This window comes from Stenotrophomonas mexicanensis, from assembly GCF_032911605.1.
Taxonomy (GTDB): domain Bacteria; phylum Pseudomonadota; class Gammaproteobacteria; order Xanthomonadales; family Xanthomonadaceae; genus Stenotrophomonas; species Stenotrophomonas maltophilia_A.
Genome location: NZ_JAWJTG010000032.1, coordinates 1 through 26,543 on the forward strand (window position 1 = coordinate 1; position 26,543 = coordinate 26,543).

Annotated in this window: 23 protein-coding genes; 11 read left to right on the plus strand and 12 right to left on the minus strand. The window is 67.1% G+C overall.

Going from position 1 to position 26,543, the window contains the following annotated elements:
* Positions 1 to 275 precede the first annotated feature (275 nt).
* The 5 genes from R1L06_RS14115 (at position 276) to pgaD (ending at position 7,465) form a co-directional block, all read left to right on the plus strand.
* The gene (locus tag R1L06_RS14115; protein ID WP_032129410.1) at positions 276 to 1,481 is read left to right on the plus strand and encodes a CynX/NimT family MFS transporter; all 1,206 of its coding nucleotides are present in this window, start codon (positions 276 to 278) and stop codon (positions 1,479 to 1,481) included.
* Positions 1,482 to 1,824: 343 nt separating this feature from the next.
* On the plus strand, positions 1,825 to 3,852 hold the full coding sequence (gene pgaA / locus R1L06_RS14120; protein ID WP_317218022.1) for a poly-beta-1,6 N-acetyl-D-glucosamine export porin PgaA: 2,028 nt from the start codon (positions 1,825 to 1,827) through the stop codon (positions 3,850 to 3,852).
* A gap of 1 nt (position 3,853) precedes the next feature.
* The gene (gene pgaB / locus R1L06_RS14125) at positions 3,854 to 5,740 is read left to right on the plus strand and encodes a poly-beta-1,6-N-acetyl-D-glucosamine N-deacetylase PgaB (protein ID WP_317218023.1); all 1,887 of its coding nucleotides are present in this window, start codon (positions 3,854 to 3,856) and stop codon (positions 5,738 to 5,740) included.
* Between the two features lies 1 nt (position 5,741).
* A complete protein-coding gene (gene pgaC, locus R1L06_RS14130) occupies positions 5,742 to 6,998 on the plus strand; it encodes a poly-beta-1,6-N-acetyl-D-glucosamine synthase (protein WP_317218024.1) in 1,257 nt (418 codons plus the stop codon).
* Positions 6,995 to 7,465, plus strand: a complete 471-nt coding sequence (pgaD, locus tag R1L06_RS14135) for a poly-beta-1,6-N-acetyl-D-glucosamine biosynthesis protein PgaD (protein WP_032129407.1) — start codon at positions 6,995 to 6,997, stop codon at positions 7,463 to 7,465. The genes pgaC and pgaD overlap by 4 nt, the downstream gene beginning before the upstream one ends.
* Positions 7,466 to 7,602: 137 nt before the next feature.
* Here pgaD and R1L06_RS14140 read toward each other — a convergent pair whose 3' ends face one another.
* From R1L06_RS14140 to R1L06_RS14190, 11 genes are all read right to left on the minus strand, one after another.
* Positions 7,603 to 8,874: a glutamate-5-semialdehyde dehydrogenase gene (locus R1L06_RS14140; protein ID WP_317218025.1), complete on the minus strand. Its 1,272-nt coding sequence runs from the start codon at positions 8,872 to 8,874 to the stop codon at positions 7,603 to 7,605.
* Positions 8,871 to 10,028: a glutamate 5-kinase gene (gene proB / locus R1L06_RS14145; RefSeq protein ID WP_317218026.1), complete on the minus strand. Its 1,158-nt coding sequence runs from the start codon at positions 10,026 to 10,028 to the stop codon at positions 8,871 to 8,873. The genes R1L06_RS14140 and proB overlap by 4 nt, the downstream gene beginning before the upstream one ends.
* 11 nt (positions 10,029 to 10,039) lie before the next feature.
* On the minus strand, positions 10,040 to 10,303 hold the full coding sequence (locus R1L06_RS14150) for a YciI family protein (protein ID WP_317218027.1): 264 nt from the start codon (positions 10,301 to 10,303) through the stop codon (positions 10,040 to 10,042).
* Positions 10,303 to 11,598: an argininosuccinate lyase gene (argH, locus tag R1L06_RS14155; protein ID WP_317218028.1), complete on the minus strand. Its 1,296-nt coding sequence runs from the start codon at positions 11,596 to 11,598 to the stop codon at positions 10,303 to 10,305. Before argH ends, R1L06_RS14150 begins: the two co-directional genes overlap by 1 nt.
* 20 nt (positions 11,599 to 11,618) lie before the next feature.
* Positions 11,619 to 12,572 carry an N-acetyl-gamma-glutamyl-phosphate reductase gene (argC, locus tag R1L06_RS14160; protein WP_032129402.1) on the minus strand — a complete coding sequence of 318 codons (954 nt, stop codon included), beginning with the start codon at positions 12,570 to 12,572 and terminating at the stop codon, positions 11,619 to 11,621.
* The gene (locus tag R1L06_RS14165) at positions 12,569 to 13,171 is read right to left on the minus strand and encodes a GNAT family N-acetyltransferase (RefSeq protein WP_049401159.1); all 603 of its coding nucleotides are present in this window, start codon (positions 13,169 to 13,171) and stop codon (positions 12,569 to 12,571) included. Before R1L06_RS14165 ends, argC begins: the two co-directional genes overlap by 4 nt.
* Before the next feature lie 3 nt (positions 13,172 to 13,174).
* Positions 13,175 to 14,503 carry an acetylglutamate kinase gene (locus tag R1L06_RS14170; protein WP_049423943.1) on the minus strand — a complete coding sequence of 443 codons (1,329 nt, stop codon included), beginning with the start codon at positions 14,501 to 14,503 and terminating at the stop codon, positions 13,175 to 13,177.
* 75 nt (positions 14,504 to 14,578) lie between these two features.
* Positions 14,579 to 15,667 (minus strand): acetylornithine deacetylase, encoded by a 1,089-nt coding sequence (locus R1L06_RS14175; protein ID WP_317218029.1) that lies wholly within the window; start codon positions 15,665 to 15,667, stop codon positions 14,579 to 14,581.
* A gap of 137 nt (positions 15,668 to 15,804) precedes the next feature.
* Complete coding sequence (locus tag R1L06_RS14180; protein WP_317218030.1) at positions 15,805 to 17,001, minus strand: argininosuccinate synthase; 1,197 nt, start codon at positions 16,999 to 17,001, stop codon at positions 15,805 to 15,807.
* A gap of 120 nt (positions 17,002 to 17,121) precedes the next feature.
* Positions 17,122 to 18,132 carry an N-acetylornithine carbamoyltransferase gene (locus R1L06_RS14185; protein ID WP_317218031.1) on the minus strand — a complete coding sequence of 337 codons (1,011 nt, stop codon included), beginning with the start codon at positions 18,130 to 18,132 and terminating at the stop codon, positions 17,122 to 17,124.
* Between the two features lie 318 nt (positions 18,133 to 18,450).
* The gene (locus R1L06_RS14190) at positions 18,451 to 19,020 is read right to left on the minus strand and encodes a glycine zipper 2TM domain-containing protein (RefSeq protein ID WP_032129397.1); all 570 of its coding nucleotides are present in this window, start codon (positions 19,018 to 19,020) and stop codon (positions 18,451 to 18,453) included.
* Between the two features lie 189 nt (positions 19,021 to 19,209).
* Between R1L06_RS14190 and cysS the strand changes: the two genes are divergently transcribed.
* The 3 genes from cysS to R1L06_RS14205 are packed head-to-tail and all read left to right on the plus strand — an operon-like array spanning position 19,210 to position 22,336.
* The gene (cysS, locus tag R1L06_RS14195) at positions 19,210 to 20,586 is read left to right on the plus strand and encodes a cysteine--tRNA ligase (protein ID WP_032129396.1); all 1,377 of its coding nucleotides are present in this window, start codon (positions 19,210 to 19,212) and stop codon (positions 20,584 to 20,586) included.
* 53 nt (positions 20,587 to 20,639) lie between these two features.
* Positions 20,640 to 21,092: a SufE family protein gene (locus R1L06_RS14200; protein WP_005410372.1), complete on the plus strand. Its 453-nt coding sequence runs from the start codon at positions 20,640 to 20,642 to the stop codon at positions 21,090 to 21,092.
* Complete coding sequence (locus R1L06_RS14205; protein ID WP_032129395.1) at positions 21,089 to 22,336, plus strand: MFS transporter; 1,248 nt, start codon at positions 21,089 to 21,091, stop codon at positions 22,334 to 22,336. The genes R1L06_RS14200 and R1L06_RS14205 overlap by 4 nt, the downstream gene beginning before the upstream one ends.
* A 192-nt stretch (positions 22,337 to 22,528) precedes the next feature.
* Here R1L06_RS14205 and dksA read toward each other — a convergent pair whose 3' ends face one another.
* Positions 22,529 to 23,758, minus strand: coding sequence for an RNA polymerase-binding protein DksA (dksA, locus tag R1L06_RS14210; protein WP_317218032.1), 1,230 nt, complete (start codon positions 23,756 to 23,758; stop codon positions 22,529 to 22,531).
* 272 nt (positions 23,759 to 24,030) lie between these two features.
* Between dksA and yidD the strand changes: the two genes are divergently transcribed.
* From yidD to R1L06_RS14225, 3 genes are read left to right on the plus strand one after another with little or no spacing between them, the layout of a single operon-like run.
* Positions 24,031 to 24,285: a membrane protein insertion efficiency factor YidD gene (gene yidD, locus R1L06_RS14215; RefSeq protein ID WP_014037867.1), complete on the plus strand. Its 255-nt coding sequence runs from the start codon at positions 24,031 to 24,033 to the stop codon at positions 24,283 to 24,285.
* 1 nt (position 24,286) lies between these two features.
* Positions 24,287 to 25,633: a dihydroorotase gene (locus R1L06_RS14220; protein WP_010486624.1), complete on the plus strand. Its 1,347-nt coding sequence runs from the start codon at positions 24,287 to 24,289 to the stop codon at positions 25,631 to 25,633.
* Positions 25,633 to 26,481, plus strand: a complete 849-nt coding sequence (locus tag R1L06_RS14225; RefSeq protein ID WP_317218033.1) for a M23 family metallopeptidase — start codon at positions 25,633 to 25,635, stop codon at positions 26,479 to 26,481. The genes R1L06_RS14220 and R1L06_RS14225 overlap by 1 nt, the downstream gene beginning before the upstream one ends.
* Positions 26,482 to 26,543 lie beyond the last annotated feature (62 nt).

Genomic DNA, 26,543 nt, shown 5'->3' on the forward strand with positions numbered 1-26,543 from the left:
GCGCTACGTTCGGGACGTAGAGGTCGCAGGTTCGAATCCTGTCTCCCCGACCACTTCGGTGGTCACCAAGAAGCCTGGAAGACATCACTGTCCTCCGGGTTTTTTTGTATCAAGCGCCAGGCCGCCCGCATGACGGGACCTTGCCGCGCAGCGCACGTACAATGGCCGCGCTGCCGGCCCTCCTGCAGCCCCCACCCCCACCTGCCGCTTCGGCGTAGACCGATGCCGGCGCTGCATGCCGTTGCTGCGGCGTGCGACACCTGCAAGGACCACCGATGAGTTCCTCCCCTTCCGATTCGCCGTCGCTGCTGCACGGTCGTGTCCTCGCGTTTGCCGCGATCCTGCTGGCAGCGGTCAACCTGCGCACTGCGGTCACCTCGATCACCCCGCTGCTGGACGTGCTCGGCCAGCAGTTCGGCTTCGGCACCACCATGACCGGCGTGCTGGGCATGCTGCCGACCGCCTCGTTCGCGCTGTTCGGCGTGGCCACGCCGGCATTGGCGCGTCGCCTGGGCCTGGAACGCACCACGCTGCTGGCGATGGTGATGGCGATGGCCGGCCTGCTGCTGCGTTCCAGCGCCGGCAACGTCGGCACGCTGCTGCTCGGTTCGGTGGTTGCACTGGCCGGCATGGGCATCGGCAACGTGGTGGTGCCGCCGCTGGTGAAGCGCTATTTCGCCAACAAGGTTGGCACCATGAGCACGCTGTACATCAGCGTGCTGCAGCTGGGCACGATGCTGCCGGCGCTGCTGGCAGTGCCGGTGGCGAATGCTGCGGGCTGGCGCGTGTCGCTGGGCATGTGGGCGCTGCTGGCGCTGGCCGCCGCCCTGCCGTGGCTGCTGCTGGCCAGGCGCGCACCGAAGCCGCAGGCCGACGCCACCGATCCCACCGCACAGCCGCACGGCAAGGTCTGGCGCACGTCGCTGGGCTGGAGCATGACGCTCATGTTCGGCATGACCTCGCTGATGACCTATTCGATGTTCACCTGGCTGCCGCGCATCGTGGTCGAGGCCGGTGGCACGCCCGCGTTCGGCGGCGTGATGGTCGCCGTGTTCTCGGCACTGGGCCTGCTGCCGTCGCTGGTCATTCCGTCGATGGCGGTGCGCCTGCAGAACCCGTTCCCGCTGGTGCTGATCGGTTTCTTCTCGTTCGTGATCGCCTTCACCGGCCTGCTTGTGGCCCCGATGAAGGCGCCGCTGCTGTGGGCCTGCCTGCTCGGCGTCGGTCCGTCCACCTTCCCGCTGGCGCTGACCCTGATCAACCTGCGCACCCGCACCCCCACCGGCTCGGCCGCGCTGTCCGGGTTCATGCAGGGCGTGGGCTACAGCTTCAGCTGCCTGGGGCCGTTCCTGGTCGGCTGGCTGCACACCGTCAGCGACGGCTGGACGATCCCATTCAGCTTCCTGTTCGGCTGCGCCACCCTGATGCTGTGCGCCTCCTGGGTGGCCTGCAAGCCGCGCAAGCTGGAAGACCTCTGGTAAGCCACGTGGGGCCTCGCAACCGGCCCCACCTACCGCTCGTCAGCCCGTCTGCGCATTTTGACGCCGGGCTGACAATTCCGGGCGGATAGTGCCCACGAATGCCCATCCTTGCCGCGTGCCGGCATCGGGCATGGGGGCGGCAGCGCCGCCCAGGCCACCACTCGGTGTGCGGGGGACTCTCGTTTCAGACAAGACATTGCAGGTCGCTGTCCTGGTTTCGCCCATCCCTGTTGGATGGGAGTTCGCGAGGGGAGTGACGCAGGCCACGGCCATCCCAAAATCTGGCATGTGATGTGCGTCACATTTTTCAGGTTGTCTGGTTCGGAAGCCAAGGGGGTCCCCAATGGTTGTCCACCGCCGGCTGGCACTCTGCGTCGGCCTTGCCTGTACCGCCCTGGCCTGGGCCAGCAGCGCTGCCCCGCCTGACCGCGAGGCGGCCCTGGCCGAGATCGGCCGCTACCGCGACCAGGCCCGTTGGCTGGATGCGCTCGGCGCGATCGAGCGCGCCAGCCAGCAGCAGCCCAACGACGACCTGCTGTTCAAGCTGCGCGTCCTGACCCTGGGCGACATCGGCAATGCCTGGCGCGCCTGGGAGCTGTACCAGCAGCGCCCGCAACTGTTCGACGCTGCTCAGAAGCAACGCATCGAAGGCGACTACCTGGCCAAGCTGGTGGTCTGGAGCCTGGCCTACAGCAGCAGCGAAGACAGCCGGCTGGAAGAAGCCGAATCGACCCTGGCGCGCATGCAGCGCTATCTGGGCAGCGAAGGCACCCCACCTGTGCAGGCGCCATTGCGCATCCGCATGGACCGGCTGATCCTGCTCAACCGGCTGGGCCGCCATGCGCAGGTGCGAGAGGAAGCCCGCGCACTGCAGGCTGAAGGCCATGCCCTGCCCGACTATGTTCTGCCTGCGGTCGGCGATTCGCTGATGGGCACGCTGCATCCGGAAGAAGCCATTCCGGTGCTGCAGGCGGCCGTCGCAGGCGATCCGACGCGCGACGCCTCGCATTCGGAACTGGCTTACGCCTACCTGGAAAGCGAGCAGCAGGAAAAGGCCGTCGACCTGCTGCAGGCGTGGCGCGACAAGGAACCTGCCTGGCGCTGGAGCAACGGCAAGTCGCCGTATCCAAACTGGTCGCGCTACGAAGCCGACCTCAACCTGGCGATGGTGCGCGCCTACAGCGGTGACCTGCCCACCGCGCAGCGCGATCTGGAATCGATGGTCGACATCGCACCGGGCAACGGCGGCCTGCAGAGCGCGCTGGGCAGCGTGTACATGATGCGCGGCTGGCCACGCAGGGCGCTGCAACGGCAACAGATGGCGCATGCGCTGGACCCGCGCGACATCGAGCCACGGCTGGGCATGCAGGAAGCCTACGTCGCCCTGCAGCGCGATGACCTGGCGCGACCGCTGCACGACGATCTGGTCGCGCGCTACCCCACCCAGCCCGCCGTCGAACGCATGGACCAGGCCTGGCGCGCGCACCGCGGCTGGCAGCTGAAGGCATGGACCGACATCGGACGCAGTTCCGGTGGTGGTGGCACCTCGCCACTGGGCAACGACGACCGCCGCTATGGCATGGAAGTCCAGACACCCGTACTCGACGATCGCTGGCGGCTGTTCGCCTTCGCCGACCGGCGCTCGGTCGATTTCCAGGACCGGCGCATCGACCCGCTGTGGCTGGGCGCGGGCGTACGCTACCGATTCGGCCGTCTGGATGCGGAAGCTGCAGTGCTGCGCGCCAACGACCACATCGGTGATACCGGCCTGCGCGTCGGCGCGGGCTGGCAGTTCAACGACTACTGGCATGCCGGACTGACCGCCGCACGCAATGATCCGGATGCATCAATGCAGGGGCGCGTGGCCGGCATCACTGCCGACAGCGTCAGCGCGCAGGTCGACTACCGGCGCAGCGAACGCACGCACTGGATGTTCGGCGCCAGCCGCTTCCGCTACGACGATGGCAACCATCGCGAACTGTTCAGCACCAGCGTCGAGCAGCGGCTGCTGACACGCCCACGGTGGCTGATCGATGGCCTCGCCAGTGCCTATACCAGCCGGGGCAGCCGCGACGATGCACCCTACTTCAACCCCAGTCGTGACCGCATGGTCGAGATCGGCCTGCGCATCGACCAGCAGCTGTGGCGGCACTATGAGCGCCATTTCCGGCACCGGCTGACGGTCTCGCTGGGCGACTACTGGCAGGACGGCTTCGGCAGTGCACTGGTGCCGTCGGTGTCCTACATGCACGAGTGGCAGATCGGCCAGGGCCGCGTGTTCGAGTATGGCGTGCGCTGGTCGCGGCCGGTCTACGACGGCCACCGCGAGCGTCATATCGGCTTCGAAGCCGCACTGCGCTGGGGAGACTGACATGACCCGCATCCTGCGCCTGATCGTGCTCCTGCTGCTGTCGGCTGCGCCGCCGGCCTTCGCGCAGCAGGCCCTGCATCTCGATGCGATCGACAACGGCCTGCTGATCCTCAGCTACCACGACATCCGCGACCAGGTCGCAGCCAAGGGGGATGCCGATACCTATGCGGTGAGCACGCAGAACTTCGCCGCCCATCTGGACTGGCTGGGGGCACACGGTTACCACCCGGTGTCGCTGTCGCAGGTGATCGACGCCTCCCGGGGACGCGCCACGCTGCCACCGAAACCGGTACTGCTGACCTTCGATGACGGCCTGCGCAGCGTCTACGACAAGGCCTTCCCGTTGCTGCAGGCTTACCGCTATCCGGCGCTGGTGGCGGTGATCACCGACTACGTGGACATGGCACCTGGCCGCACCATCGACTATGGCTACCGGCCGTTCGGCCGCGACGACTTCATCACCTGGGCACAGCTGAAGCAGATGCACGACAGCGGCCTGATCGAAGTGGCCAGCCATACCGACGACCTGCACCACGGGGTGCTCGCCAACCCACAGGGGAACTCCACCCCGGCTGTCGTGACCCGCGTTTACAACCCCGCCACGCGCAGCTATGAGAGCGAGGCGCAGTACGCGCAACGCCTGCGCGCCGATCTCTCGCGCAGCGTGCAACGCATCGAGCAGCATCTGGGCGTGCGCCCGCGCGCCATCGTCTGGCCATACGCGGCCTACAACCAGTTGAGCAACGACATCGCCGAGCAGCTGGGCATGCCGGTGTCCTTCGATCTGGAGGGCCGCAGCACGCCGGTGGCCAGCGACCTGCATGGCCTGGCGCGCTTCCTGGTCAGCGACAACCCGACCGTGGAAGGACTGGCCTACGAGCTGCGCCGCGACGTCGCACTCGATGGCATCCGTGCCCTGCAGATCGACCTGGATGATGTCTACGACCCCGAGCCCGCACAGCAGGCGCGCAATCTGGATGCACTGATCGAGCGGGTCAAGCGCATCGCACCGACGCACGTCTACCTGCAGGCGTTCGCCGATCCGGACGGCAACAACACCGCCGATGCACTGTACTTCCCCAACCGCCACCTGCCGATGCGCGCGGACCTGTTCAGTCGCGTCGCCTGGCAGCTGAAATCGCGTGCGGGGGTGAAGGTCTACGCATGGCTGCCGGTACTCGGCTTCGAGCTGCCCAACCCGGTGCAGCGCAAGGCGCTGGCGATCCGCAACGGCGATGCCGATGGCATGTACCGGCTGGACTTCACCAATCCCCAGGCGCGCCAGGTCATGCTCGACCTCTACGAGGATCTGGCGGTCAACTCCTACTTCGAGGGCCTGCTGTTCCATGACGATGGGTACCTGCGCGATTCCGAGCTGCCCACGCTGGCGGCCGGCGATGGGGGCAGCGCACGCACGCAGGCGTTGATCGACTTCACCCTGGCGCTGCGCAACAGCGCGCAGCGCTGGCGGCCGAAGCTGGCCACGGTGCGCAACCTGTACGCGGAGCCGGTGCTGCGCCCGCAGAGCGAAGCCTGGTTCGCGCAGCGCCTGGACCTGTTCAACAAGGCCTACGACCAGACCGCACTGATGGCGATGCCGTGGATGGAAGGCAGCAAGCATCCGGAGCGCTGGCTCGACCAGCTGCTGGCCGCGGTGCGTGCACATGACCCACAGCTGCAGCACACCCTGTTCGAACTGCAGACCGTCGATTGGCGCAGCGGGCAACCGATTCCCGCCGAGCGCCTGCGCGCGCAGATCCGCCAGCTGCAGGCGCAGGGCGTGCACCACTTCGCCTGGTACCCGGACGACTTCATCGCCGACCAGCCCTCCACCCGCGATGCCCGCGCGGCAATGTCCGCCGGCAACTTCCCGTACCCGGAGAAGTGACATGGACATGCATCCGTTGCTGCAGGTCCTGTTCCAGTTCGCCTTCTACTACCCGATGGTGATGGCATTCTTCTGGATGTCGGGCGGCCTGTATTACTACTTCCGGCGCGAGCGCCATTCGCGCCCACGCAACGACCCGCCGCTGATGGTCGATCCACCGTTCGCGAGCCTCCTGATTCCCTGCCACAACGAGTCGGCAAACCTCGACGACACACTCGGCGCGGCGCTGGCCCAGCGCTACCCGGCCGACTATGAGGTGATCGCCATCGACGACGGCAGCAGCGACGACACGGGTGCGCGGCTGGACGCCCTGGCGGCAAAGCACCCACGGCTGCGCGTGCTGCACCTGGACCGCAACCTCGGCAAGGCCAATGCGCTGCGCATGGGGGCGCTCGCCGCATGCTCGGAATACCTGGTGTGCATCGACGGCGACGCGATGCTGGAAGAACACGCGCTGCACTGGATGATCTGGCACCTGGTCAGCGGCAACCGGGTCGGCGCGGTCACCGGCAACCCGCGCATCCGCAACCGCTCCACCCTGCTCGGACGCCTGCAGGTGGCCGAGTTCTCCTCGATCATCGGCATGATCAAGCGCGCGCAGCGGGTGTACGGGCGCATCTTCACCATCTCCGGCGTGATCGCCGGCTTCCGCCGCACCGCCCTGCACCAGGTCGGCTGGTGGTCCGATGACATGGTGACCGAAGACATCGACATCAGCTGGCGCCTGCAGCGCGCGCACTGGGACATCCGCTACGAACCCAACGCACTATGCTTCATCCTGATGCCGGAAACCCTGAAGGGACTGTGGCGGCAGCGGCTGCGCTGGGCCCAGGGCGGCGTGGAGGTGATGCTGCGCCACGCCCGCTCGCTGCTGCACTGGAAGGAGCGGCGCATGTGGGGCGTACTGCTGGAGTACGTGCTCAGCGTGATCTGGGCCTACACCATGTTGTTCATCGTGGTGCTGTGGGCGCTGGGCAAGTTCATCGAACTGCCCCCGCAACTGCATATCGCCAGCCTGCTGCCGGAGTGGCATGGCGTGATCCTGGCCCTGGTCTGCCTGCTGCAGTTCGCCAGCAGCCTGATCATCGACCGTCGTTACGAAACACAGATTGGACGCAACTACTTCTGGGTCATCTGGTACCCGATGGCGTACTGGCTGATCAGCCTTTCCACCACCCTGGTGGCACTGCCGAAGACCCTGCTGCGCCGACGCAGCAAGCGCGCCACCTGGACCAGTCCCGATCGGGGGATCCGATGAACGCACAACGCCCGTCCAACCGCTTCGACTCGCGGATGATCCGCAAGCCGCATCGCCAACCACGCTTCCAACGCACCGCCTGGGGCTTCGTCACCCTGGCGTTCTGGGGGTTCTACTTCTACCTGTGGGCCCCACTGGTCACCCTGGTGTCGTGGCTGGTCGGCGGCCAGCTGGCCTGGCAGCAGCTGTACGAACGGCAAAGCCAGTTCGACCCCTATGTGCTGGTGGCGTTGCCGCTGATGCTGCTGTGCGCCAGCGTACTGCTGATCGGCTGGGCCGAGTACAACCGCGCGCGCTTCCGCGGCCACGACCGGCGCCTGCCGCGGCCGCTGGCCAGCCTCAACGAAGTGGCCGCCGACCTGGGGGCCAGCACCGGGCTGGCCGAGCGCCTGCTGGGCTGCAAGGCCGCCACGCTGCACATGGACGATCACGCGCGGCCGATCGGCATCCGCCGCGAGGTTGTGTAACTCGATTGCCCTGGGTGCCGACCCTGGTCGGCACTTGCTTTGGTAGATGCCGACCTTGGTCGGCGTTCTCTCTGGTGGGTGCCGACCTTGGTCGGCACCGGGGGCTACCGCGAAGAGCATCCACGCATGGCGTGGATCTACTTGCGGGTCTGCCCTTCACCGCGCACGACAAATCGTTCGACGGTGAGTGCCTCCAGCCCCATCGGGCCGTACGCGTGCAGGCGCGTGGTGGAGATGCCGATCTCGCTGCCCAGGCCCAGCTGGCCGCCGTCGGAGAAACGCGAGGACGCATTGACCATCACCACCGCCGAGCGCAGCGCAGTGACGAAGCGCTCGGCATGGCCGGCGTCTTCGGTGGCGATCACTTCGGTATGGTCGGAGGTGTAGGCACGGATGTGCGCGATGGCCGCGTCGAGGTCTTCAACCACGCACACCGCCAGCACCAGATCAAGGAACTCGGCGGCGTAGTCGTCTTCGGTGGCCAGCGTACTGCCCGGCAGCAGCGGCTGCGCCAGCGCATCGGCGCGCAGCTGCACGCCGCGCTCGCCAAGTGCCTGTGCCACGCGCGGCAGGAACGTATCGGCCACGGCACGATGCACCAGCAGCGTTTCCAGCGAGTTGCAGGCTGCAGGGCGGCTGCACTTGCCATCCACCAGCAGGTCAATGGCCTTGCCGAGGTCGGCGCTGGCATCCACGAACAGATGGCACACGCCCTTGTAATGCTTGATCACCGGCACCCGCGCATGTTCGGCAACGAAGCGGATCAGGCCTTCGCCACCGCGCGGAATGGCCAGATCGATCAGCTCATGCAGCTGCAGCAGTTCCAGCATCGCTTCGCGACGCAGGTCGGTCAGCACGGTCACCGCCGCCGGAGGCACACCATGGGCGGTCAATGCACCGGCCAGTGCCTGGGCGATGGCGGTGTTGGAATGGATCGCTTCGGAGCCGCCACGCAGGACCACACCATTGCCGGCCTTCAGGCACAGCGCCGCGGCTTCGGCAGTCACGTTCGGACGTGCCTCGTAGATCATCGCGATCACGCCCAGCGGCACGCGCACCTTCTGCACACGGATGCCGTTCGGGCGAACATCGTCGCGGGTGACCTGGCCAACCGGATCGGGAAGCGCAGCGACCTCACGCACGGCTTCGGCCATCGCAAACAGGCGCGGCGGGTCCAGCGCCAGGCGGTCGAGCATGGCACTGCCAACGCCCTTGTCGCGCGCGGCGGCGAGGTCACGTGCATTACCGGCCAGGATCAGCCCGGCATTCACTTCCAGCGCCTGTGCCATCGCCAGCAGCAGCGTGCGGCGGGCCTCACTGTCGAGGCCGGCAACCACCTGGGCCGCATCACGACAGGCACGCGCCTGCGCTTCGATTTCGCTCATTGGGGTGTCCTTCAAACGGGTCATGGCAGCACCAGATCGTCGCGGTGGACGACAGCGCCACCGTAGTTGTAGCCGAGCATGGCCTGGATATCGCGGGTGTGGCGACCGGCGATGCGGCGTACATCGTCGGCCGCATACTGACTGACCCCGCGCGCAACGCAGACACGGCCCTGTGGTGCATTCCAGCACACCTGCACCATATCGCCACGCCGGAACGCGCCCTCCGCACCGGTGATGCCACCGGGCAGCAACGAAGCGCCTTTCTCACGCATGGCCTGCGCCGCGCCCGCATCGACGATGATCGCGCCCTCGGCCAGCGGCGCGTGCCGCAGCCAGTGCTTGCGTGCGGCCTCACGGCTGCGCGCGGCGTGGATGCGGGTGCCGAACAGGCGGTCCTGCGCCAGTGCGCGCACCACGTCACTGCTGCGGCCATTGAACAGATAGGTCTCGATGCCGAGACGACCGGCCTTGGCCGCCGCTTCCAGCTTGGTGCGCATGCCGCCGGTACCGGCACGCGAGCCCGCACCGCCTGCCATTGCCAGCACCCCGTCGCTCAGTTCCGGCACGTCATGCATCGGCCGTGCATCGGTCACCGTGCGCGGATCGGCGCTGTACAGGCCATCGATGTCGGTGGCGATGAACAGCGCATCGGCATCTACCAGCGCCGCCACCGTTGCGGCCAGATTGTCGTTGTCGCCGAGCTTGAGTTCGTCCACCGATACCGTGTCGTTCTCGTTGACCACCGGCAGCGCGCCCAGCCGCAGCAGCTCGTTGAGGGTGGCCCGTGCATTGAGGTAGCGGCGGCGGTTGCGCAGGTCGTCGTGGGTCAGCAGCACCTGCGCCACCGGGCGCTCGAAGAAGCGCTGCCAGAGCCCGATCAGCTGGGCCTGGCCGAGCGCGGCCAGGGCCTGCCGCGCCGCCATCGCCGCACCGGGTTCATCGGCCCGCGGCAGGATCGCGCGCCCCGCCGCAACCGCACCGGAGGAGACGATCACCACCTCGCGCCCGGCCAGGACGTTGGCGGAAACAAACTGGGCCAGGCCCAGCGCGTGGCGTGGCGACAGGCCGCCCCCATCGGCCGCCAGCAGGCTGCTGCCGACCTTCAGCACTGCACGCCGCCACGGCGGCAGCGCTTGTTCGGGGAACGGCGAGGCGACGTGGGCAGCGTGCTGGATCATCGGTCAGGCTCTCAGCGGGTGTTCCATTCGTGCACGGTCAGCGCGGAGGCCTGCATCGTCACCAGCGGATCGGTGGCGACGATGGCCTGCGCCTGCGCCAGGCTGTCCACGTTGCACAGCACATAGGCGCCACCGCTGCCATCGGCAAAACCGCCGGTCAGCTGCAGCTTGCCCTGTGCCTGCAACGCATCGAGAAAGTCACGGTGCGGCTGCACGGCGGCAGCGGTGAAATCGGGCCGGCGCATGGCCAGCACCAGGTAGACGGTGCCGGCCATCAGGACAGCGCCTGCCAGCGCGCGTGCAGTTCGTCCAGGCGCAGGTCGGCGGCCGAACCCGGCGATACGCGTGCGGCCAGGCTGCCTTCCGGGGTACGCCCCTGCCCTGCGCTGTCGGCACCGGCGGCAGCAGCCTTGTAGGCCTCGCGGAACGGCACACCGGCCACGGCCGCTTCCACCGCCACATCGGTGGCGTACATGCCCGAGTCGATTGCCGCGCGAACCTTGTCGTCGCGCCATTCCAGGTTGGCCAGCAGCGCCGGCAGCAGTTCCAGCGCCGACAGGCCGCGACCGAAGCCGTGGAAGATGGCGCCCTTGGACGACTGCAGGTCGCGGTGATAGCCCGACGGCAGCGACAGCAGCTGCTCGATCTCGGTACGCGCGGCGGCGACGCTGGCGTGGGTCGCGCGCATCAGCTCGATCACGTCCGGATTGCGCTTGTTGGGCATGATCGAACTGCCGGTGGTGTACTGCGCCGGCAGCGCGACGAAGCCGAACTCGGCGCTGGTGAACAGCGACAGGTCCCAGGCAATGCGGCGCAGGTCCAGCGTGGCGCCGCCCAGCGCTTCCAGCGCGGCCAGTTCGAACTTGCCGCGCGACAGCTGCGCGTAGATCGGCGAGATCTGCATGCGGGCGAAACCGAGCGCGGCCGTGGTGTGCTCACGGTCCAGCGGCAGGTTCACACCGTAGCCGGCAGCCGTGCCAAGCGGATTGGCGTCGACCAGCGCATGGGTGTCGCGCGCGCGGATGGCGTTGTCGATGAAGGCCTCGGCCCAGCCGGCCCACCACATGCCGGCCGAGGACACCACGGCACGCTGGATGTGGGTGTAGCCGGGGATCGGCAGATCCTTCTCGGCCTGCGCACGGTCCAGCGCGACCTTGGCAACCTCGGCGCTGAGCTGGGCCACACGCAGCAGCTTCTCCTTCAGCCACAGGCGGGTGGCAACCAGGATCTGGTCATTGCGGCTGCGGCCGGTGTGGATCTTGCGGCCGGCATCGCCAAGGCGTTCGGTCAGGCGCGCTTCGATCGCCGAGTGACCATCTTCGTACTGCGTGTCCAGCACGAAGCGGCCTTCACGGAAGTCCTGCGCCAGCACGTCGAGCTCGCGCAGCAGGCCCGCCAGCTCATCGGCGCTGAGGATGCCGATGTGCTGCAGGCCCTGTGCATGCGCGGCGCTGGCGGCGATGTCGTGCAGGAAGAATTCGCGATCGAGGATCACGTCATCGCCGGCGAGGAAGGTCTGGATCTGGGCGTCGACGGCGACGCCGGGCTTCTGCCAAAGAAGGTCTGCCATGGGGGCTCCGGAATACGTGTTCAGTGCGGGATCGACGTCAGTTCGTCGATGCCCAGCGCGAGGTTGAGGTTCTGCATGGCCTGGGTGGCCGCGCCCTTGAGCAGGTTGTCCAGGGTCGCCACCACCACCACCCGCTTGCCGCCCGGGGCCAGGGTGAAGCCACCGACCTGCGCACCGTGGCGGCCGGCGATGCGGCTGACCCACGGCGCTTCATCCACTACCTCGATCAGCGGTTCGCCCGCATAGGCCTGCTGGAAGCGCTCGACGATCTGTTCGCGGGTCTGCACGCGGTTCAGCCACAGGTTGGCGGTGAGCGTGATGCCCCGGAAATGCGGCGCGACATGCGGCATGAATTCAACCGCAACGCCCAGCTGGACCGACACTTCACGCTCGTGCACGTGGTTGGTCAGCGCATACGGCATCAGGTTGTCGGCGAGCAGTTCGACGTTGTTCTTGTCCGACGGCGTGGTGCCGGCGCCGGAATAGCCGGACACACCGAAGCACTGCGGCGGGCCGGCCAGCAGGTCCAGCAGCGGATGCACTGCCAGCTGCATCGCCGTGGCATAGCAGCCCGGGTTGCTGATGTGCTTCTGGCCGTTGTAGCGGCCGCGGGTCAGCTCCGGCAGGCCGTAGTACCAGCTGTTGTCGAAGCGGTAGTCGGCCGACAGGTCGACGATGACGGTGTCCGGCTTCGCCGCTTCCAGTGCGGCCACGAACGGTGCGGCCAGGCCGTTGGGCAGGGCCAGGATCACCGCGTCCACTCCCTTGGCGGCCACCGCGTCGGCGTCCAGGTTCTCGTACTGCAGCTCGCCCTGGAATTCCGGATGGTGGTCGGACAGGCGCTGCCCGGCGCGTTCGCGCGAGGACACGAAGGCCAGCTTCAGCCGCGGGTGTGCGGCCACCAGCTTGATCAGCTCGGCGCCGGTATGGCCACGGGCGCCGACGATGCCCAGGGTGAAAGTCGAATCGTTCATGCGTGGCTGTCCAGGCGGTACTGCAGGTGGCGCTTCACGCCCTGCCATTCCGTATCGATGATGGAGAAGATGACGGTGTCGCGCGGCGTGCCGTCGGCGTGCCGCTTGTGGTTGCGCAGCACGCCGTCCTGCTTGGCGCCGAGGCGGGCGATGGCGGTGCGCGAGGTGAAGTTGAACCAGCTGGTTTCCAGCACCAGGCTGATGCAGCCCATGGTTTCGAAGGCGTGCTGCAGCAGCAACAGCTTGGTTTCGGTGTTGACGCCAGTACGCTGCACGCGCGGTGCATACCAGGTGTAGCCCAGGCTGAGCTTGGGCACGCCGGCATCCAGGTCGTAGAAGCGGGTGGTACCCACGATGTCACCCGCCGCATCGAGGATCACGAACGGCAGCACCTTGCCTTCTGCCTGTGCCTGCAGCGCGGCCTGCACATAGTGCTCGACCCGCTCCGGCGAAGGCACCTGGGTGTACCAGAGCTGGTCCAGGCCGCTGCCCTCCACGGCGGCGCGCAGGCCAGGCACATGCTCGGGCTGCAGCGGCTGCAGTGTCACGTGCTGGCCGCGCAGGGTGGGAATCGTAGTCCAGTGATCGGAATGGTCCATCATTCAGCCCTGCAGGCTCGGTGCGCGCTGGGCGCAGTGGTCGACATAGGTGCTGATCCGGTCGATGCCATCGGCGCCGTACCAGAACACCTTCCAATGGCCCTGCTTGTAGCAGCCATCGGATTCAGCATAGTAGAAGTGATTGATCGGGTTGCCATTGCGCGAACGCCAGAACAGCTGCGGCGTTTCATCCCGCATCACGTTCCACACCGCGCGGCCGAGGCCTTCACCCTGTGCATCATCGAGCACGGCGAACTTGTCCAGGTACACGCCCTCGGCTTCGTCAGTGAGGATCACCGCGGTGCGGTAGTTCTCGCTGACATAGGCGCGCAGCAGCTTGGTCTTCTGGAAATAGTCAGGCACCAGCGTGCGGCCGAAGCTGGATTCGATCAGGCCCTTCAGCCGTGGCAGGTCCAGCTCGTTCCACGCGGTGGCGCGCAGCACCTTCTCGCCCTTGCGCACCAGCGTGCCCGAGCCCTTGTGGGTGAACAGTTCCTTGGCCAGGTCAGCCGGGCGCGTGATGGACACCGACGATTCCAGCGGCAGGCGGTCGAGCAGATCCTTGATCTGTTCGATCTTCACCTTCATGCCACCGTGGATCCACGGCTGCGCGATCAGGTGGTCGTACTCGGTGGACAGGTTGATCGAATCGATCACGCTGCCCTGCTCGTCCAGCAGGCCGCCGGTGCCGGTCAGGAAAATGATCTTGTACGGCTGCAGCTCCTGCACCAGCTCGTTGGCGGCGAAGTCGGCGTTGACGTTGAGGATCTGGCCACCCGCGGTTTCGCCCAGGCTGGTGATGACCGGGATCGAGCCGGCGCGCAGGCTGGCCTCGATCGGCGCCAGGTTGACCTTCTTCACCTCGCCGACCAGGCCGTAGGTGTCCACGCCCAGGTACTCCGCCTCGAACACGCCACCGGTGATCGAGGTGGCACGCGCGCCGTTCTGCTGCAGGGCTTCGACCAGGCGCAGGTTGGACTGCTGGAACACCCGGCGCACGATCGCCAGTGCCTCCGGCGACGTCACGCGCAGACCGTTGACGGTCTGCTTTTCGATGCCGGCGGCCGACAGCTCGGCATCCAGCTGCGGGCCGGCGCCGTGCAGCACGATCGGGGTCAGGCCGACTTCCTGCAGGAACGACAGCGAAGAGGTCAGCGCGTCGAGATCGTCGCGCAGCACCGCGCCGCCGACCTTGACCACGGCAAAGCGCTTGGCGTCCAGCTGCGAGAAGCGCTTGAGGTACTGGCTGATCTCCTTCGCGCTGGCCATGCTGGAAAGCAGGCGCACGATGGTCTGGCGGGTCTGGCGGTGGGGCTGGAGGGCAGGAGACATTTCGGTTTCGTCACAGGCGGCGGTCGCCGCGTTGCAGTTCCACCGTGCCGGAGCACGGCGGCGTTGTGGGGTCGATCAGGCGCCGGCGGCGATGATGCGGTGCACGGCGTCGGTGTAGCGCTGCAGCTGGTCCAGCGTCACGAACTCATCGGCGGTATGGGCCTGGGCGATGTCTCCCGGGCCGAACACCAGCGTGGTGTATCCACCGGCCGAGAACAGCGACGCCTCGGTCCAGAAGTCCACCGCGTTGCCGATCGGCAGCTCCAGTGCGTCGGCCACATCGCGCGCCAGCAGGCGGCGGTTCTCGGCTTCGGCGATGTCACCGGCCGGCAGGCTGGGGCCACGGAACGTCTCGGTGAACACGGCAGCTTCCGGTTCGGCGAAACCGGCAAAGGTCGCCAGCAGGCCATCAATGTCCATCGACGGCAGCGGGCGGAACCCGAACCGCACTTCGGCGGCCGGGGCAATCATGTTGGCCTTGATGCCGCCCTCGACGCGGCCGATGTTGAAACGCAGGCCGGTGAGGCCGCCGAAGCGCGCCGAGGCCAGCGATTCCACATGGTCCAGCGCACGGTTGCCCCAGCGCATGGCCTGATGCAGTGCGCTGGCGGCCGCATCCTGCTTGCCCGAGGCATGCCCGGCGCGACCGGCGAACTGCATCAGCACCGAGCTGATGCCCCGGTGCGCCAGTACGGCTTCGCTCATGGTCGGCTCGGCCACCAGCACTGCTTCATACGGAATGCCACGGGCCAGGAACGCGGCGATGCAGCGCGGATCGTTGGCTTCCTCGTCACTGGAGAACAGGAACGCGGCATCGCCATCACTGGCATTGGCCGCGGCCACCAGCGCGGCGGCCGCGCCCTTGATGTCGCACACGCCAAGGCCGACCACGCGGTCGTCCAGGCGGCGCATCACGTGCGGGTCGGCACTCCAGTGCGGCGAGTCCGGCACGGTATCCAGGTGCACGTTGAACAGGTACTTCGGCGTGCCACGCACCGCATACAGGCTGACCGCACCGGCGCCATGGTCGATCACCTCGACGTTGAAGCCGGGCAGGTTCGCGCGCAGGTAATCGAAGATGCCACCGGTGGTGATCGCACGCGGCGGATTACGGGTGTCGAAGGACACCAGGGCCTGCAGGTGATCGAGCGTCTGTTCAAGCATGAATCAACAATCCTGTGGAATTCCGCCGGGCATGGCCCAGCGCTACCGGAGCGCATCTGGAGGAGAGCCCCCTTCTTGTTGAAGGGGGCGCGCCAACGGCGCAGGGTTAAGGTGAAATGCGCGGGCTCGTGCTCAAGTCAACCACGGTTGACTTGAGCAAAGAGCGTCGAGCTCATGCCGAACAGCTTGATGAAGCCCTCAGCCTCTTCCACGCCCCAGTCGGCCGACTGCGCGTAGGTGGCGCCCTTGGTGTTGAGCAGGTACGGCGACTTCACGGCCACCGCGTCGACGCGGCCACCACGGGTTTCCAGCACCACTTCACCGTTGACCTTGGCCTGCGAGGACTTCAGGAAGGCCTCGATGTCGGTCTTCAGCGGGTCGTGGTAGAAGCCTTCGTACACCAGCTCCACCCACTTGCGTGCCACGTCCGGCTTGAAGCGGTTCTGCTGCTTGGTCAGCACGGCGTCTTCAAGCGCGCGGTGCGCGGCCAGCAGCGAGACCAGGCCCGGCGCTTCGAACACGATGCGACCCTTCAGGCCGATCACGGTGTCGCCGGTGTACACGCCGCGGCCAACGCCGTACGGGGCGAACAGCTTGTTGAGCTGGGCCAGGATCTGGTCACCCGCCAGCGCCTTGCCGTTCAGTTCGACGGCTTCGCCCTCGACGAACTTCAGGGTCACGGTCAGTGCCTGTTCCGGCCACTCGCTGCGCGGTGCGCACCAGCCACGCGCGCCCTCGCCCGGGGCTTCCCAACGGTCGATCTCGCCGCCGGACATGGTCAGGCCCAGCAGGTTCTCGTTGATGGTGTAGGCCTGCTGCTTGGCGCGCACGCCGAAGCCGCGCTCTTCCAGGTACTTCTGCTCGTAGGCGCGGGTCTGGGTGTGTTCCTTCTGGATCTCGCGGATCGGCGCGATGATCTGGTAGTCACCCAGGGCCTTCACGGCCAGGTCGAAACGGACCTGGTCGTTGCCCATGCCGGTGCAGCCGTGGGCGATGATGTTGGTGCCCAGCTCGGCAGCACGCTTCAGCGCGGCATCGACGATCAGGTAGCGGTCCGAGACCAGCAGCGGGTACTGGCCCTGGTAGCCTTCGCCGGCCCACACGAACGGCTTGACGAAGCCTTCCCAGATGGCCGGACCACCGTTGACGGTAACGTGGCTGGCCACGCCCAGTTCGGCGGCGCGCTTCTCGATGAAATCGCGCTCTTCATCATCCACGCCGCCGGTGTCGGCGAACACGGTGTGCACGTTGTAGCCGCGCTCCTGCAGGTACGGCACGCAGAAGCTGGTATCCAGGCCGCCGGAGAAGGCGAGAACGACGTCTTTGTTGCTCATGGGGATCAGGTCCACTTGGGGGATGGGAATTCGGTAGAGCCGACCGCTGGTCGGCTGAAATGTTGGATGCGCCGCTGCGGGAGCAGCCGACCAACGGTCGGCTCTAACCCCTTGCTTGATTCAGCGCCCGGCAACCGCCGCCATGATCGCCTTCTGCACGTGCAGGCGGTTCTCGGCTTCGTTGATGGCGATGCACTGCGGCGAATCCATCACCGCGTCGGTGGCCTTCACGTTGCGGCGCAGCGGCAGGCAGTGGCTGAACACACCGTTGTTGGTCAGCGCCATCTTCCGCTCGTCCACGATGAAATGCTTGAACTGGTCGCGGATCGGCTTTTCCGGTTCCCAGTCGCCGAAGAACGGCAGCGCGCCCCAGCTCTTGGCGTAGACCACGTCGGCACCGGCGTAGGCGCTGTCGATGTCATGGCTGATCTTCAGCGAACCGCCGCTCTCGGCCACGTTCTGCTCGGCCCAGCCCATGTAGCGGTCGTCGAGGATGTAGTCGGCGGTCGGGCACAGCAGGGTCACGTCCATGCCCATGCGGGTGGCGATGGTCAGCGCCGAATTGGCCACTGCGGTGTTCAGCGGCTTGGGGTGGTAGGTCCAGGTCAGCACGTACTTCTTGCCGCGCAGGTCCTGGGTGCCGAAGTGCTCCTGCAGGGCCATGATGTGGGCCAGCTCCTGGCACGGGTGGGTGATGGTCTCCATGTTGATGACCGGCACCGGCGAGTACTTGGCGAAGCTGTTGAGGACGATGTCCTGGCGGTCGTAGGCCCAGTCGATGAACTTGGGGAACGCACGCACGGCGATGATGTCGCAGTAACGGCCCAGCACCTTGGCCACTTCGGCGATGTGCTCTTCGGTATCGCCGTCCATCACCGTGCCGAGGTTGAACTCGATCGGCCACGCATCCTTGCCCGGCTGCAGCACCACCGCGTGGGCGCCGAGCTGGAACGCACCCAGTTCAAAGCTGGTGCGGGTGCGCATGGACGGATTGAAGAACACCAGCGCGATCGACTTGCCCTTGAGCTGGTCGCCGAGCTTGTTGCGCTTGAACAGCGCGGCCTGGGTCAGCAGCGCGTCGAGCTCGCTGCGGCTCCAGTCCTGGGTGTTCAGGAAGTGCTTGGGGGACATCATCTTTCCTTGCATGGCGGCGCCGGGTTCGACGCGGTGGAAGGGAAAACAGGAAGCAAAGGTGGAACGAAAAGGTTGCAGTTGCAGCTTTCATGACGCGGAAACGAAAAAACCCAGCCGGCGGGCTGGGTTTTTTTCGGACGAACAGCAAAAAGCTCCGGTTACCCAGCGAGGATGTGGGGTTCCGGTCGACGCGCACGCGAGGTCATGCCCGACGCCTGTCGGGCTGCGCTGCTGTCGTGCTGGAAGTCGGTGAGCTTCATGGTCAACCATCTTTGCATGCGGCCGGGGCCGACGCAAGGGGCCGGGGTCGCAGAATCAGGGATTGCCGGCGGCGCCCTGCTCGGGGCCGACCCAGGGGGTGATCGACACCCGGATCTTGAGCCGGTTGCCGGGGTCTTCCGGCAGCCGCGAGCGGTACTTGGTGCCCTTGTAGACGTAGTCCACGTCGTAGGCGATGGGCCGGCGGAATTCACGTCCCACCGGCACGATGCGACAGTCGCGGGTCAGCATCGGACCATTGTTGGCCGGTGCCGGCGCCGGAGCCGGTGACTCGGCGGCGGTATCCTCGGAGACCTCTTCATCGCTGCGCTTGAACATCGAGCGTACCGAGTCCCAGAAGCGGCTGATCCGTCCCTTGTCCTCGACCGGCTCCTCACCAGTGACATTGACCGGCGCCAGGGTCCGGGTCGAGACCGGCTCGCAGTGTTCTTCGGTACGGGTCGCGCGCAGGGTCTGGAACACGGGTTCGACGTTCAGTACCTGCGCGTAATCGAACTTCACGTTCTCCACGATCACCACCCGGTTGCGGGGCTCGGCCTCCTGCGCCTGGGCCACGGCGGCCAGCGCCGACAGGCAGGCCAGGGTCAGCAACGCGGTGGATTTCATTGGCGAAGGGAGCAAGGACACGGCAATAGTGTAGGCAGTGGCGAGCGCAAGGGGCTGAACATTACCCGTCCACGCTGCTCCTGCCCACCCCACCCTGGTTGCACCCGGCGTCCACCGGTGGCAGGCGGTGCCCCCAAAAGGGGGCCGACACGTTCTAAAATCACAGGCTTGTCCCCCAGCCACAGCCCCATGACCCTGCGCCTGCACAACAACCTGACTCGCCAGCTCGAACCGTTCACCCCGCTCGACCCGGCCTGTCCGACCCTGTATGTGTGCGGCCCGACGGTCTACAACTACGTGCACATCGGCAACGCCCGTGGCCCAGTGGTGTTCGGGGTGCTGGCCGATCTGCTGCGGCGCCGTTTCGGTGGCCTGCGCTACGCGCGCAACATCACCGACGTGGACGACAAGATCAACAACGCCGCGCGTGAGCAGGGCGTGCCGATCAGCACCATCACCGACAGGTTCGCCGCCGCCTACCGTGAAGACATGGCCGCGCTGGGCGTGGTGCCGCCGGACATCGAGCCGGAAGTGACCGCGCACATCCCGCAGATCATCACCATGATCGAGCAGCTGATCGCCAATGGTCATGCCTACGCCGCCGAAGGCCACGTGCTGTTCGCGGTGGCCAGCTTCGAAGGCTACGGCAAGCTCTCGCGCCGCGACCCGGAAGAGATGCTGGCCGGCGCCCGCGTCGACGTGGCCCCGTACAAGCGCGACCCAGGCGATTTCGTGCTGTGGAAGCCGTCCAGCGATGACCTCCCTGGCTGGGAGTCTCCCTGGGGCCGTGGCCGCCCGGGCTGGCATATCGAATGCTCGGCGATGGCCGCCGCCCACCTGGGCGAGACCATCGATATCCATGCCGGCGGCGTCGACCTGCAGTTCCCGCACCACGAGAACGAGCTTGCGCAGAGCGAATGCGCCCACGGCGGCAAGATCTTCGCCCGCTTCTGGCTGCACAACGGCATGCTCAACTTCGGCGGCGCCAAGATGAGCAAGTCGCTGGGCAACATCGAACGCGTGCACGATCTGGTCCGCCAGCACCCGCCGGAAGCGCTGCGCCTGGCCCTGCTGTCGGCCCACTACCGGCAGCCGCTGGACTGGTCCGATGGCCTCATCGAGCAGTCGGTGCGCACCCTGGACCGCCTGTACGGCACGCTGCGCGAGCTGGCGTCGGTCGAGGCGGTCGTGGCGATCCCGGCCACGGTCGAGGCAACCCTGGATGACGACCTGAACACCCCGCAGGCACTGGCCGAAGTGGCCCGCATCGCCGCCGATGCACGCCGGGCCACCGACCCGGCCGAACAGGCGCGCCTGAAGGGCGAACTGCTCGGTGCCGGCCTGGCCCTGGGCCTGCTGCAGGCCGATCCGGCGCAGTGGTTCGGCACCGCGGCCAGCGATGATGGCGAAGATGCCCGCATCCAGGGCCTGATCGACGAGCGTGCCGCCGCCAAGCAGGCACGCGACTTCGCCCGTTCCGACGCCATCCGCGACCAGCTGGCCGCCGAAGGCATCGTGCTGGAAGACACCCCGCAGGGCGTGCGCTGGTCGCGCAAGCGCGGCTGACCCACCCTGCCCCGTGGCCGGTCCGCCGGCCACGCTCCACTGTAGAGACTGTTGTGACCGACTCCCCGTTCCCGCTTGAACCCACCGCCGCCGAGGCCCAGACCGCCATCGCCGAGGAATTCGGCTTCTTCGGCGACTGGTCCGAGCGCTACCAGTATCTGATCGACCTCGGCCGTAAGCTGCCCGCCTTCCCGGACGAATGGAAGACCGAAGAGCACCGCCTGCTCGGCTGCCAGTCAATGGTCTGGATCGTGCCGGAAGGCAATGCGCAGTCGCTGCGCTTCCACGCCATCAGTGATTCGGCCATCGTCTCCGGCCTGATCTTCCTGGCCCTGCGCGTGTACTCCGGGCGCTCGGCGCAGGAGATCCTGGATACCGAGCCCAGCTACATCCAGGACATCGGCCTGGCCCGCCACCTCTCGCCCACCCGCAGCAACGGCGTGGCGGCGATGCTGGCCTTCATCCGCGAGACCGCGCAGGCCCAGCTGCAGCGCGACCCGTCGTGAGCGAACCTGCCACGGCCGAAGACACCGCGCTGGGGCTGCTGTCCCGGCCCGGTTTCGCCAAGCTGCTGGCCTACCGCATCTTCGCGATGCTGTCCTACCAGGTGGTCGCGGTCACCGTCGGCTGGCACATCTACGAAGTCACCCGCAATCCGTTCTCGCTGGGCCTGGTTGGCCTGGCCGAGGTGCTGCCGTTCTTCTGCGTCGCACCGTTCGCCGGTTATCTGGTCGACCACCTGCCGCGCCGCCGGCTCGGCATGGTCGCCTGCTCCGGGTTGATCGCCACCGCGCTGGTGTTGACCGGCGTGGCCAAGGGCTGGCTGCCGTTCGAAGGCGTGTGGCCGATCTATGCGGCCATTGCGCTGACCGGCATGGTCCGCGCCTTCCTGTCGCCGATCTACAACGCACTGTTCGCCCGCGTGCTGGCCCGTGACCAGTTCGCACGTGGCGCTGGCCTCGGCGCCGTGGTGTTCCAGGCCGGCATGGTGGCCGGTCCGGCATTGGGTGGCGTGCTGGTCGGCTTCGGCGGCAAGGGCCTGTCCTACGCGGTGGCCACGGGCTTCGCGCTGGTGGCGATGGCCTGCCTGGCCACGCTGAAGGTGGAAGAACCGGTGCATACCGGTCCGGCCGCCCCGATTTTCAAGAGCATCGCTGAAGGCGCGCGCTTCGTGGTCGGCAACCGGATCATGGTCGGGGCGATGGCGCTGGACATGTTCTCGGTGCTGCTGGGCGGCGTGGTGGCGATGCTGCCGGCGTTCCTGCACGAGATCCTGCACCACGGTCCGGAGGGCCTGGGCATCCTGCGCGCAATGCCGGCGCTGGGCTCGGTCTGCGTTGGCCTGTGGCTGGCGCGCCACCCGCTGCACCGCAATGCCGGCCGCGTGCTGCTGTTCGCGGTGGCCGGCTTCGGCCTGTGCGTGATCAGCTTCGGGCTGTCGCAGCACTTCTGGCTGTCCGCGCTGATCCTGCTGTTCTATGGGGCCTTCGACGGCGTGTCGGTGGTGATCCGCTCGACCATCCTGCAGCTGGCCACACCGGAAGAAATGCGCGGCCGGGTGTCGTCGATCAACGGCATTTTCATCAGTTCGTCCAACGAACTGGGCGCGTTCTATGCCGGCACGATGGCAAAGCTGCTCGGCCTGGTGCCGGCAGTGGTGCTGGGTGGGTTCGCGGTGCTGAGCGTGGCCGGGATCACGGCGTGGAAGAACCCGACGTTGCGGAAACTGAATCTTCGCGACCTGCAGTGATCACGGCGGCGCCGCTCTTTTCTGTAGAGTCGAGCCATGCTCGACTGCTTTCCAGAGGCGCCAGTCGAGCATGGCTCGACTCTACAGAAGTGCCTGCCGAGCATGGGCTCGGCGCTACAGGGGACAACCAGCCGCCCAACAAAAAACCCGGCCGAGGCCGGGTTTTTCGCATGACCAGACAACGATCAGGAATCAGTCGCCCTGCTGCTTCTGCAGGTGCTCCCAGCGCTCCTGGGCGTCGATGGTGCGTTCGGCGGTGAGGCGCGCTTCCAGGCGCTCCAGGCCGATTTCTTCGCCGGTGTCGACGCAGTAACCGTAGTCGCCGGCTTCCAGGCGCTTCAGGGTGCTGTCGATCTTGCCGATCAGCTTGCGGTAGCGGTCACGGGTACGCAGTTCCAGCGAGTTCTCGGTCTCGCGGGTCGCGCGCTCGGCTTCGTCGCCGATGTCACGCACTTCCTCGCGCAGGTTCTCGATGGTCTGCTTGGACTCTTCCACCAGGTCCGCGCGCCAGTTCTGCAGGCGCTGACGGAAATACTCCTGCTGCAGCGGGCTCATGTATTCCTCTTCCGAGGACGGCTTGTAGCCAGCCGGCAGGATCGGGCGGCCGGTGGCCTCGTCGGTCTTGTACTCGACCACCTTGTACTTGCTGCGCGGGGCCGGTGCCGCCGAGCGGGCGGCGACGGCCACGGCAACCTTGCCGACAGGGCGCGACACGGTCTTCGGGGCGGAATCGGATTTCACGGCGGTTTTGGCAGGCGATTTCGAAACGGGCACGGGATTCTTGGATTGCGGGGCCTTCGAAGCAGCAGGAGCGGCGGCCGGGGCCGGCTTGGGGGCCGGTTGGGCTGCTGCCACTGCCACGGTCTTGGCCGGGACAGGCTTGGCCGGAGCCGGCTTGGGGGCAGGCTTCGGTGCGGACTTCACTACGGGGGCCGGGGTCAGCTTTGCGGCCGGCGCGGCAACATTCTTGGTGACTTTCTTTACAGCGGCAGGCGTGGCCACCGGTTTAGCCGCAGCAACCTTCTTCGCTGCAGGTTTGGCGACCGGCTTGGCCGCAGCCTTCTTCACCACCGCCTTCGGCGCCGGCTTGGCTGCTGCCTTCTTCGCCACCGGCTTGGCGGCGGCCTTCTTCACCGGCGCGGCCTTGCTGGCGGCTTTCTTCACCACCGGCGCCTTCTTGCTGGCAGCGGCAGGCTTGGCCTTGGCGGGCGCAGCAGCCTTCTTCGCCACCGGCTTGGTTGCCTTGACCGGCGTTTTCTTTGCGGTGGCCTTCCTGGCCGCCGGTTGCGAGGACGCTGCCTTGGTCGCCGGCTTGCTGGCCGGTTTCCTGGCAACGGGCTTTGCCGCCAACTTCTTCACAACAGGCTTGGCGGTTTTCTTGGCGGCCGTTGCGGCCTTCTTTGCAGTTTTTTTAGCAGCCACGAAACGCTCTTCCTTGGATTCCCCGGGGCCCGGGAAAGCGGGCCTTTATAGCCTACCCGACCCGCAGCAGCAACCTCGACCCCCTGCTCCATTCAGTCCTGGAGTCAAGGCGCCCTTGGAGGCAGTCCGACGAACACGGACCGCCTTGCGCGGTACGGAACCTGGCCAGCACCCGAAGGCGCTGGTACCGGTCGCAGGCCATCGGCGACATGCGACCAACGGCCCATCCTGCACAAATGCGGCCTTCATGCCAACTGGCATAAGATGACTGGGTGATCTCGCGCCTGCTCATTGCCCTGCTGCGCTTCTACAAGCGCTTCATCAGCCCCCTGCTGGGGCCACGCTGCCGTTTCGTGCCGAGCTGTTCTGAATACGCGATGGACGCCATCTCGCGGCACGGCCCGCTGCGCGGAAGCTGGCTGGCTGCGCGCCGGCTGGGCCGCTGCCACCCGTTCCATCCCGGCGGCTTCGACCCCGTGCCCGAGTCCCCCAACGCCCCCTCTTGCCGTTGCACAGGAAAACACTGACATGTCCTCCACCCTCATCACCAACGCCCGCATGGTCAACGAAGGCCGCACCTTCGACGGCGACCTGCGCATCGAGAACGGCCGCATCGCGCAGATCGGCAACGGGCTGGCGCCGCGCGACGGCGAGCAGGTGGTGGACGCAGCCGGACGCTGGTTGCTTCCGGGCATGATCGACGACCAGGTGCACTTCCGCGAACCGGGCCTGACCCACAAGGGCGACATCGCCAGCGAATCGGCAGCTGCGGTGGCCGGTGGCCTGACCAGCTTCATGGACATGCCCAACACCAATCCGCCGACACTGGATTCGACCATCCTGGAAGCCAAATACGAGCTCGCGCGCGGCCGCGCCTGGGCCAACTACGGCTTCTACCACGGCGCCAGCAATGACAACCTGGACGCCATCCGTGCGCTGGACCCGAAGAAGGCCCCGGGCGTGAAGGTGTTCATGGGCGCCTCCACCGGCAACATGCTGGTGGACAATCCGGAAACGCTGGACGCGATCTTCCGCGAATGCCCGACGCCGATCATCACGCACTGCGAAGACACGCCGATGATCGACGCCAACCTGAAGGCCTTCCAGGAGAAATACGGCGATGCGCTGACCCCGGACATGCATCCGGACATCCGCTCGCGCGAGGCCTGCATCAAGTCGACCCGCCTGGCGATGTCGCTGGCGCGCAAGCACGGCACCCGCCTGCATGTGCTGCACATCTCCACCGCCGATGAGCTGGCGCTGTTCGAGAAGGGTCCGCTGATCCGCGCCGACGGCAGCCGCAAGCAGATCACCGCCGAAACCTGCGTGCACTTCCTGCACTTCGCGCGCCCGGACTATGCGACCAAGGGCAACCTGATCAAGTGCAACCCGGCGATCAAGGAAGTGTCCGACCGCGAGGCGATCACCGCCGCGCTGGCCGACGACGTGCTGGACGTGCTGGCTACCGACCACGCGCCGCACACCTGGGAAGAGAAGCAGAAGCCCTACGCACAAGCGCCGTCGGGCCTGCCGCTGGTGCAGTACGCGCTGGTGGCCGCGCTGGAGCGCGTGCACGAAGGCAAGCTGACCCGCGAGCAGGTGGTGCAGAAGTTCGCGCATGCGCCGGCACAGCTGTTCGACGTGGAAGAACGTGGCTTCCTGCGCGAGGGTTACTTCGCCGACCTGGTGCTGGTCGAAGACGTTCCGTTCACGGTCAAGCGCGAGGACGTGCTGTCCAAGTGCGGCTGGTCGCCGTTTGAAGGCACCACCTTCCGTTCGCGCGTGGCCTCCACCTGGGTCAATGGCCAACTGGTGTGGGACGGCAGCAAACTGGTGGGCGAGCCGGCCGGCCAGCGCATGACCTACGACCGCTGATGCGCTCCGCACTTCTGATCGGGGCGCTGCTGGTGGCCGCGTCCCTGTTCACCGCACCGCCGACGCAGGCACAGGACGGCATCGGCAGCCTGATCGACAGCCGGGTGGTGTTCCCGGCCAGCGCATCGCAGGGCGCACTGGTGATCGGCAAGGTACCCGCCGGCAGCCGCGTGCAGTACGCCGGCCGCCAACTGCGGGTGAGCGGCTATGGCAGCGTGGTGTTCGGCATCGGCCGCGACGAGAAGGGTCCGCTGCGCGTGCAGGTGCAACGCCCTGACGGTGGCAGCGAGACCGCGACCATTGCGGTGACCCCGCGCGACTGGCCCACCGAGCGGGTCAACGGCGTGCCGCCGAAGACGGTCAACCCGCCGCCGGCGATTGCCGAGCGGATCAAGCGCGAACAAGCACAGGTGACCGCCGCGCGTGCCCGCGATGACGACCGTACCGACTTCACCCAGACCTTCATCTGGCCGGTGCAGGGCCGCATCAGTGGTCGCTTCGGCAATGCCCGCGTCTATAACGGACAGCCCGGTGCCGGTCATTCCGGCATGGACATCGCGGTACCGACCGGCACGCCGGTGAAGGCGCCGGCCGCCGGCATCGTCACCTTCGCCGGCCCCGACCTGTACTTGACCGGCGGCACGCTGCTGCTCGACCACGGTTTCGGTGTCAGCTCCAACTTCCTGCACCTGTCGCGCATCGACGTAAAAGTTGGCGACCGTGTGGAACAGGGCCAGGTGATCGCTGCGGTCGGCGCCACCGGTCGTGCCACCGGCCCGCACCTGCACTGGGGCATGAACTGGTTCGGTACCCGTATCGATCCGCTGCTGGTGCTGGAACGCAAATAACGGTCGTGGCGGCCGCTGGCCGGCAACCCCATGATCTTCGCGGCGAATCTGGATGCCGGCCG

Excerpts from the sequence above, each read along its gene's own strand:
- R1L06_RS14115 (WP_032129410.1), top strand. The coding sequence starts at position 276 with ATGAGTTCCTCCCCTTCCGATTCGCCGTCGCTGCTGCACGGTCGTGTC.
- pgaA (WP_317218022.1), top strand. The coding sequence starts at position 1,825 with ATGGTTGTCCACCGCCGGCTGGCACTCTGCGTCGGCCTTGCCTGTACC.
- pgaB (WP_317218023.1), top strand. The coding sequence starts at position 3,854 with ATGACCCGCATCCTGCGCCTGATCGTGCTCCTGCTGCTGTCGGCTGCG.
- pgaC (WP_317218024.1), top strand. The coding sequence starts at position 5,742 with ATGGACATGCATCCGTTGCTGCAGGTCCTGTTCCAGTTCGCCTTCTAC.
- pgaD (WP_032129407.1), top strand. The coding sequence starts at position 6,995 with ATGAACGCACAACGCCCGTCCAACCGCTTCGACTCGCGGATGATCCGC.
- R1L06_RS14140 (WP_317218025.1), bottom strand. The coding sequence starts at position 8,874 with ATGACCCGTTTGAAGGACACCCCAATGAGCGAAATCGAAGCGCAGGCG.
- proB (WP_317218026.1), bottom strand. The coding sequence starts at position 10,028 with ATGATCCAGCACGCTGCCCACGTCGCCTCGCCGTTCCCCGAACAAGCG.
- R1L06_RS14150 (WP_317218027.1), bottom strand. The coding sequence starts at position 10,303 with ATGGCCGGCACCGTCTACCTGGTGCTGGCCATGCGCCGGCCCGATTTC.
- argH (WP_317218028.1), bottom strand. The coding sequence starts at position 11,598 with ATGGCAGACCTTCTTTGGCAGAAGCCCGGCGTCGCCGTCGACGCCCAG.
- argC (WP_032129402.1), bottom strand. The coding sequence starts at position 12,572 with ATGAACGATTCGACTTTCACCCTGGGCATCGTCGGCGCCCGTGGCCAT.
- R1L06_RS14165 (WP_049401159.1), bottom strand. The coding sequence starts at position 13,171 with ATGGACCATTCCGATCACTGGACTACGATTCCCACCCTGCGCGGCCAG.
- R1L06_RS14170 (WP_049423943.1), bottom strand. The coding sequence starts at position 14,503 with ATGTCTCCTGCCCTCCAGCCCCACCGCCAGACCCGCCAGACCATCGTG.
- R1L06_RS14175 (WP_317218029.1), bottom strand. The coding sequence starts at position 15,667 with ATGCTTGAACAGACGCTCGATCACCTGCAGGCCCTGGTGTCCTTCGAC.
- R1L06_RS14180 (WP_317218030.1), bottom strand. The coding sequence starts at position 17,001 with ATGAGCAACAAAGACGTCGTTCTCGCCTTCTCCGGCGGCCTGGATACC.
- R1L06_RS14185 (WP_317218031.1), bottom strand. The coding sequence starts at position 18,132 with ATGTCCCCCAAGCACTTCCTGAACACCCAGGACTGGAGCCGCAGCGAG.
- R1L06_RS14190 (WP_032129397.1), bottom strand. The coding sequence starts at position 19,020 with ATGAAATCCACCGCGTTGCTGACCCTGGCCTGCCTGTCGGCGCTGGCC.
- cysS (WP_032129396.1), top strand. The coding sequence starts at position 19,210 with ATGACCCTGCGCCTGCACAACAACCTGACTCGCCAGCTCGAACCGTTC.
- R1L06_RS14220 (WP_010486624.1), top strand. The coding sequence starts at position 24,287 with ATGTCCTCCACCCTCATCACCAACGCCCGCATGGTCAACGAAGGCCGC.
- R1L06_RS14225 (WP_317218033.1), top strand. The coding sequence starts at position 25,633 with ATGCGCTCCGCACTTCTGATCGGGGCGCTGCTGGTGGCCGCGTCCCTG.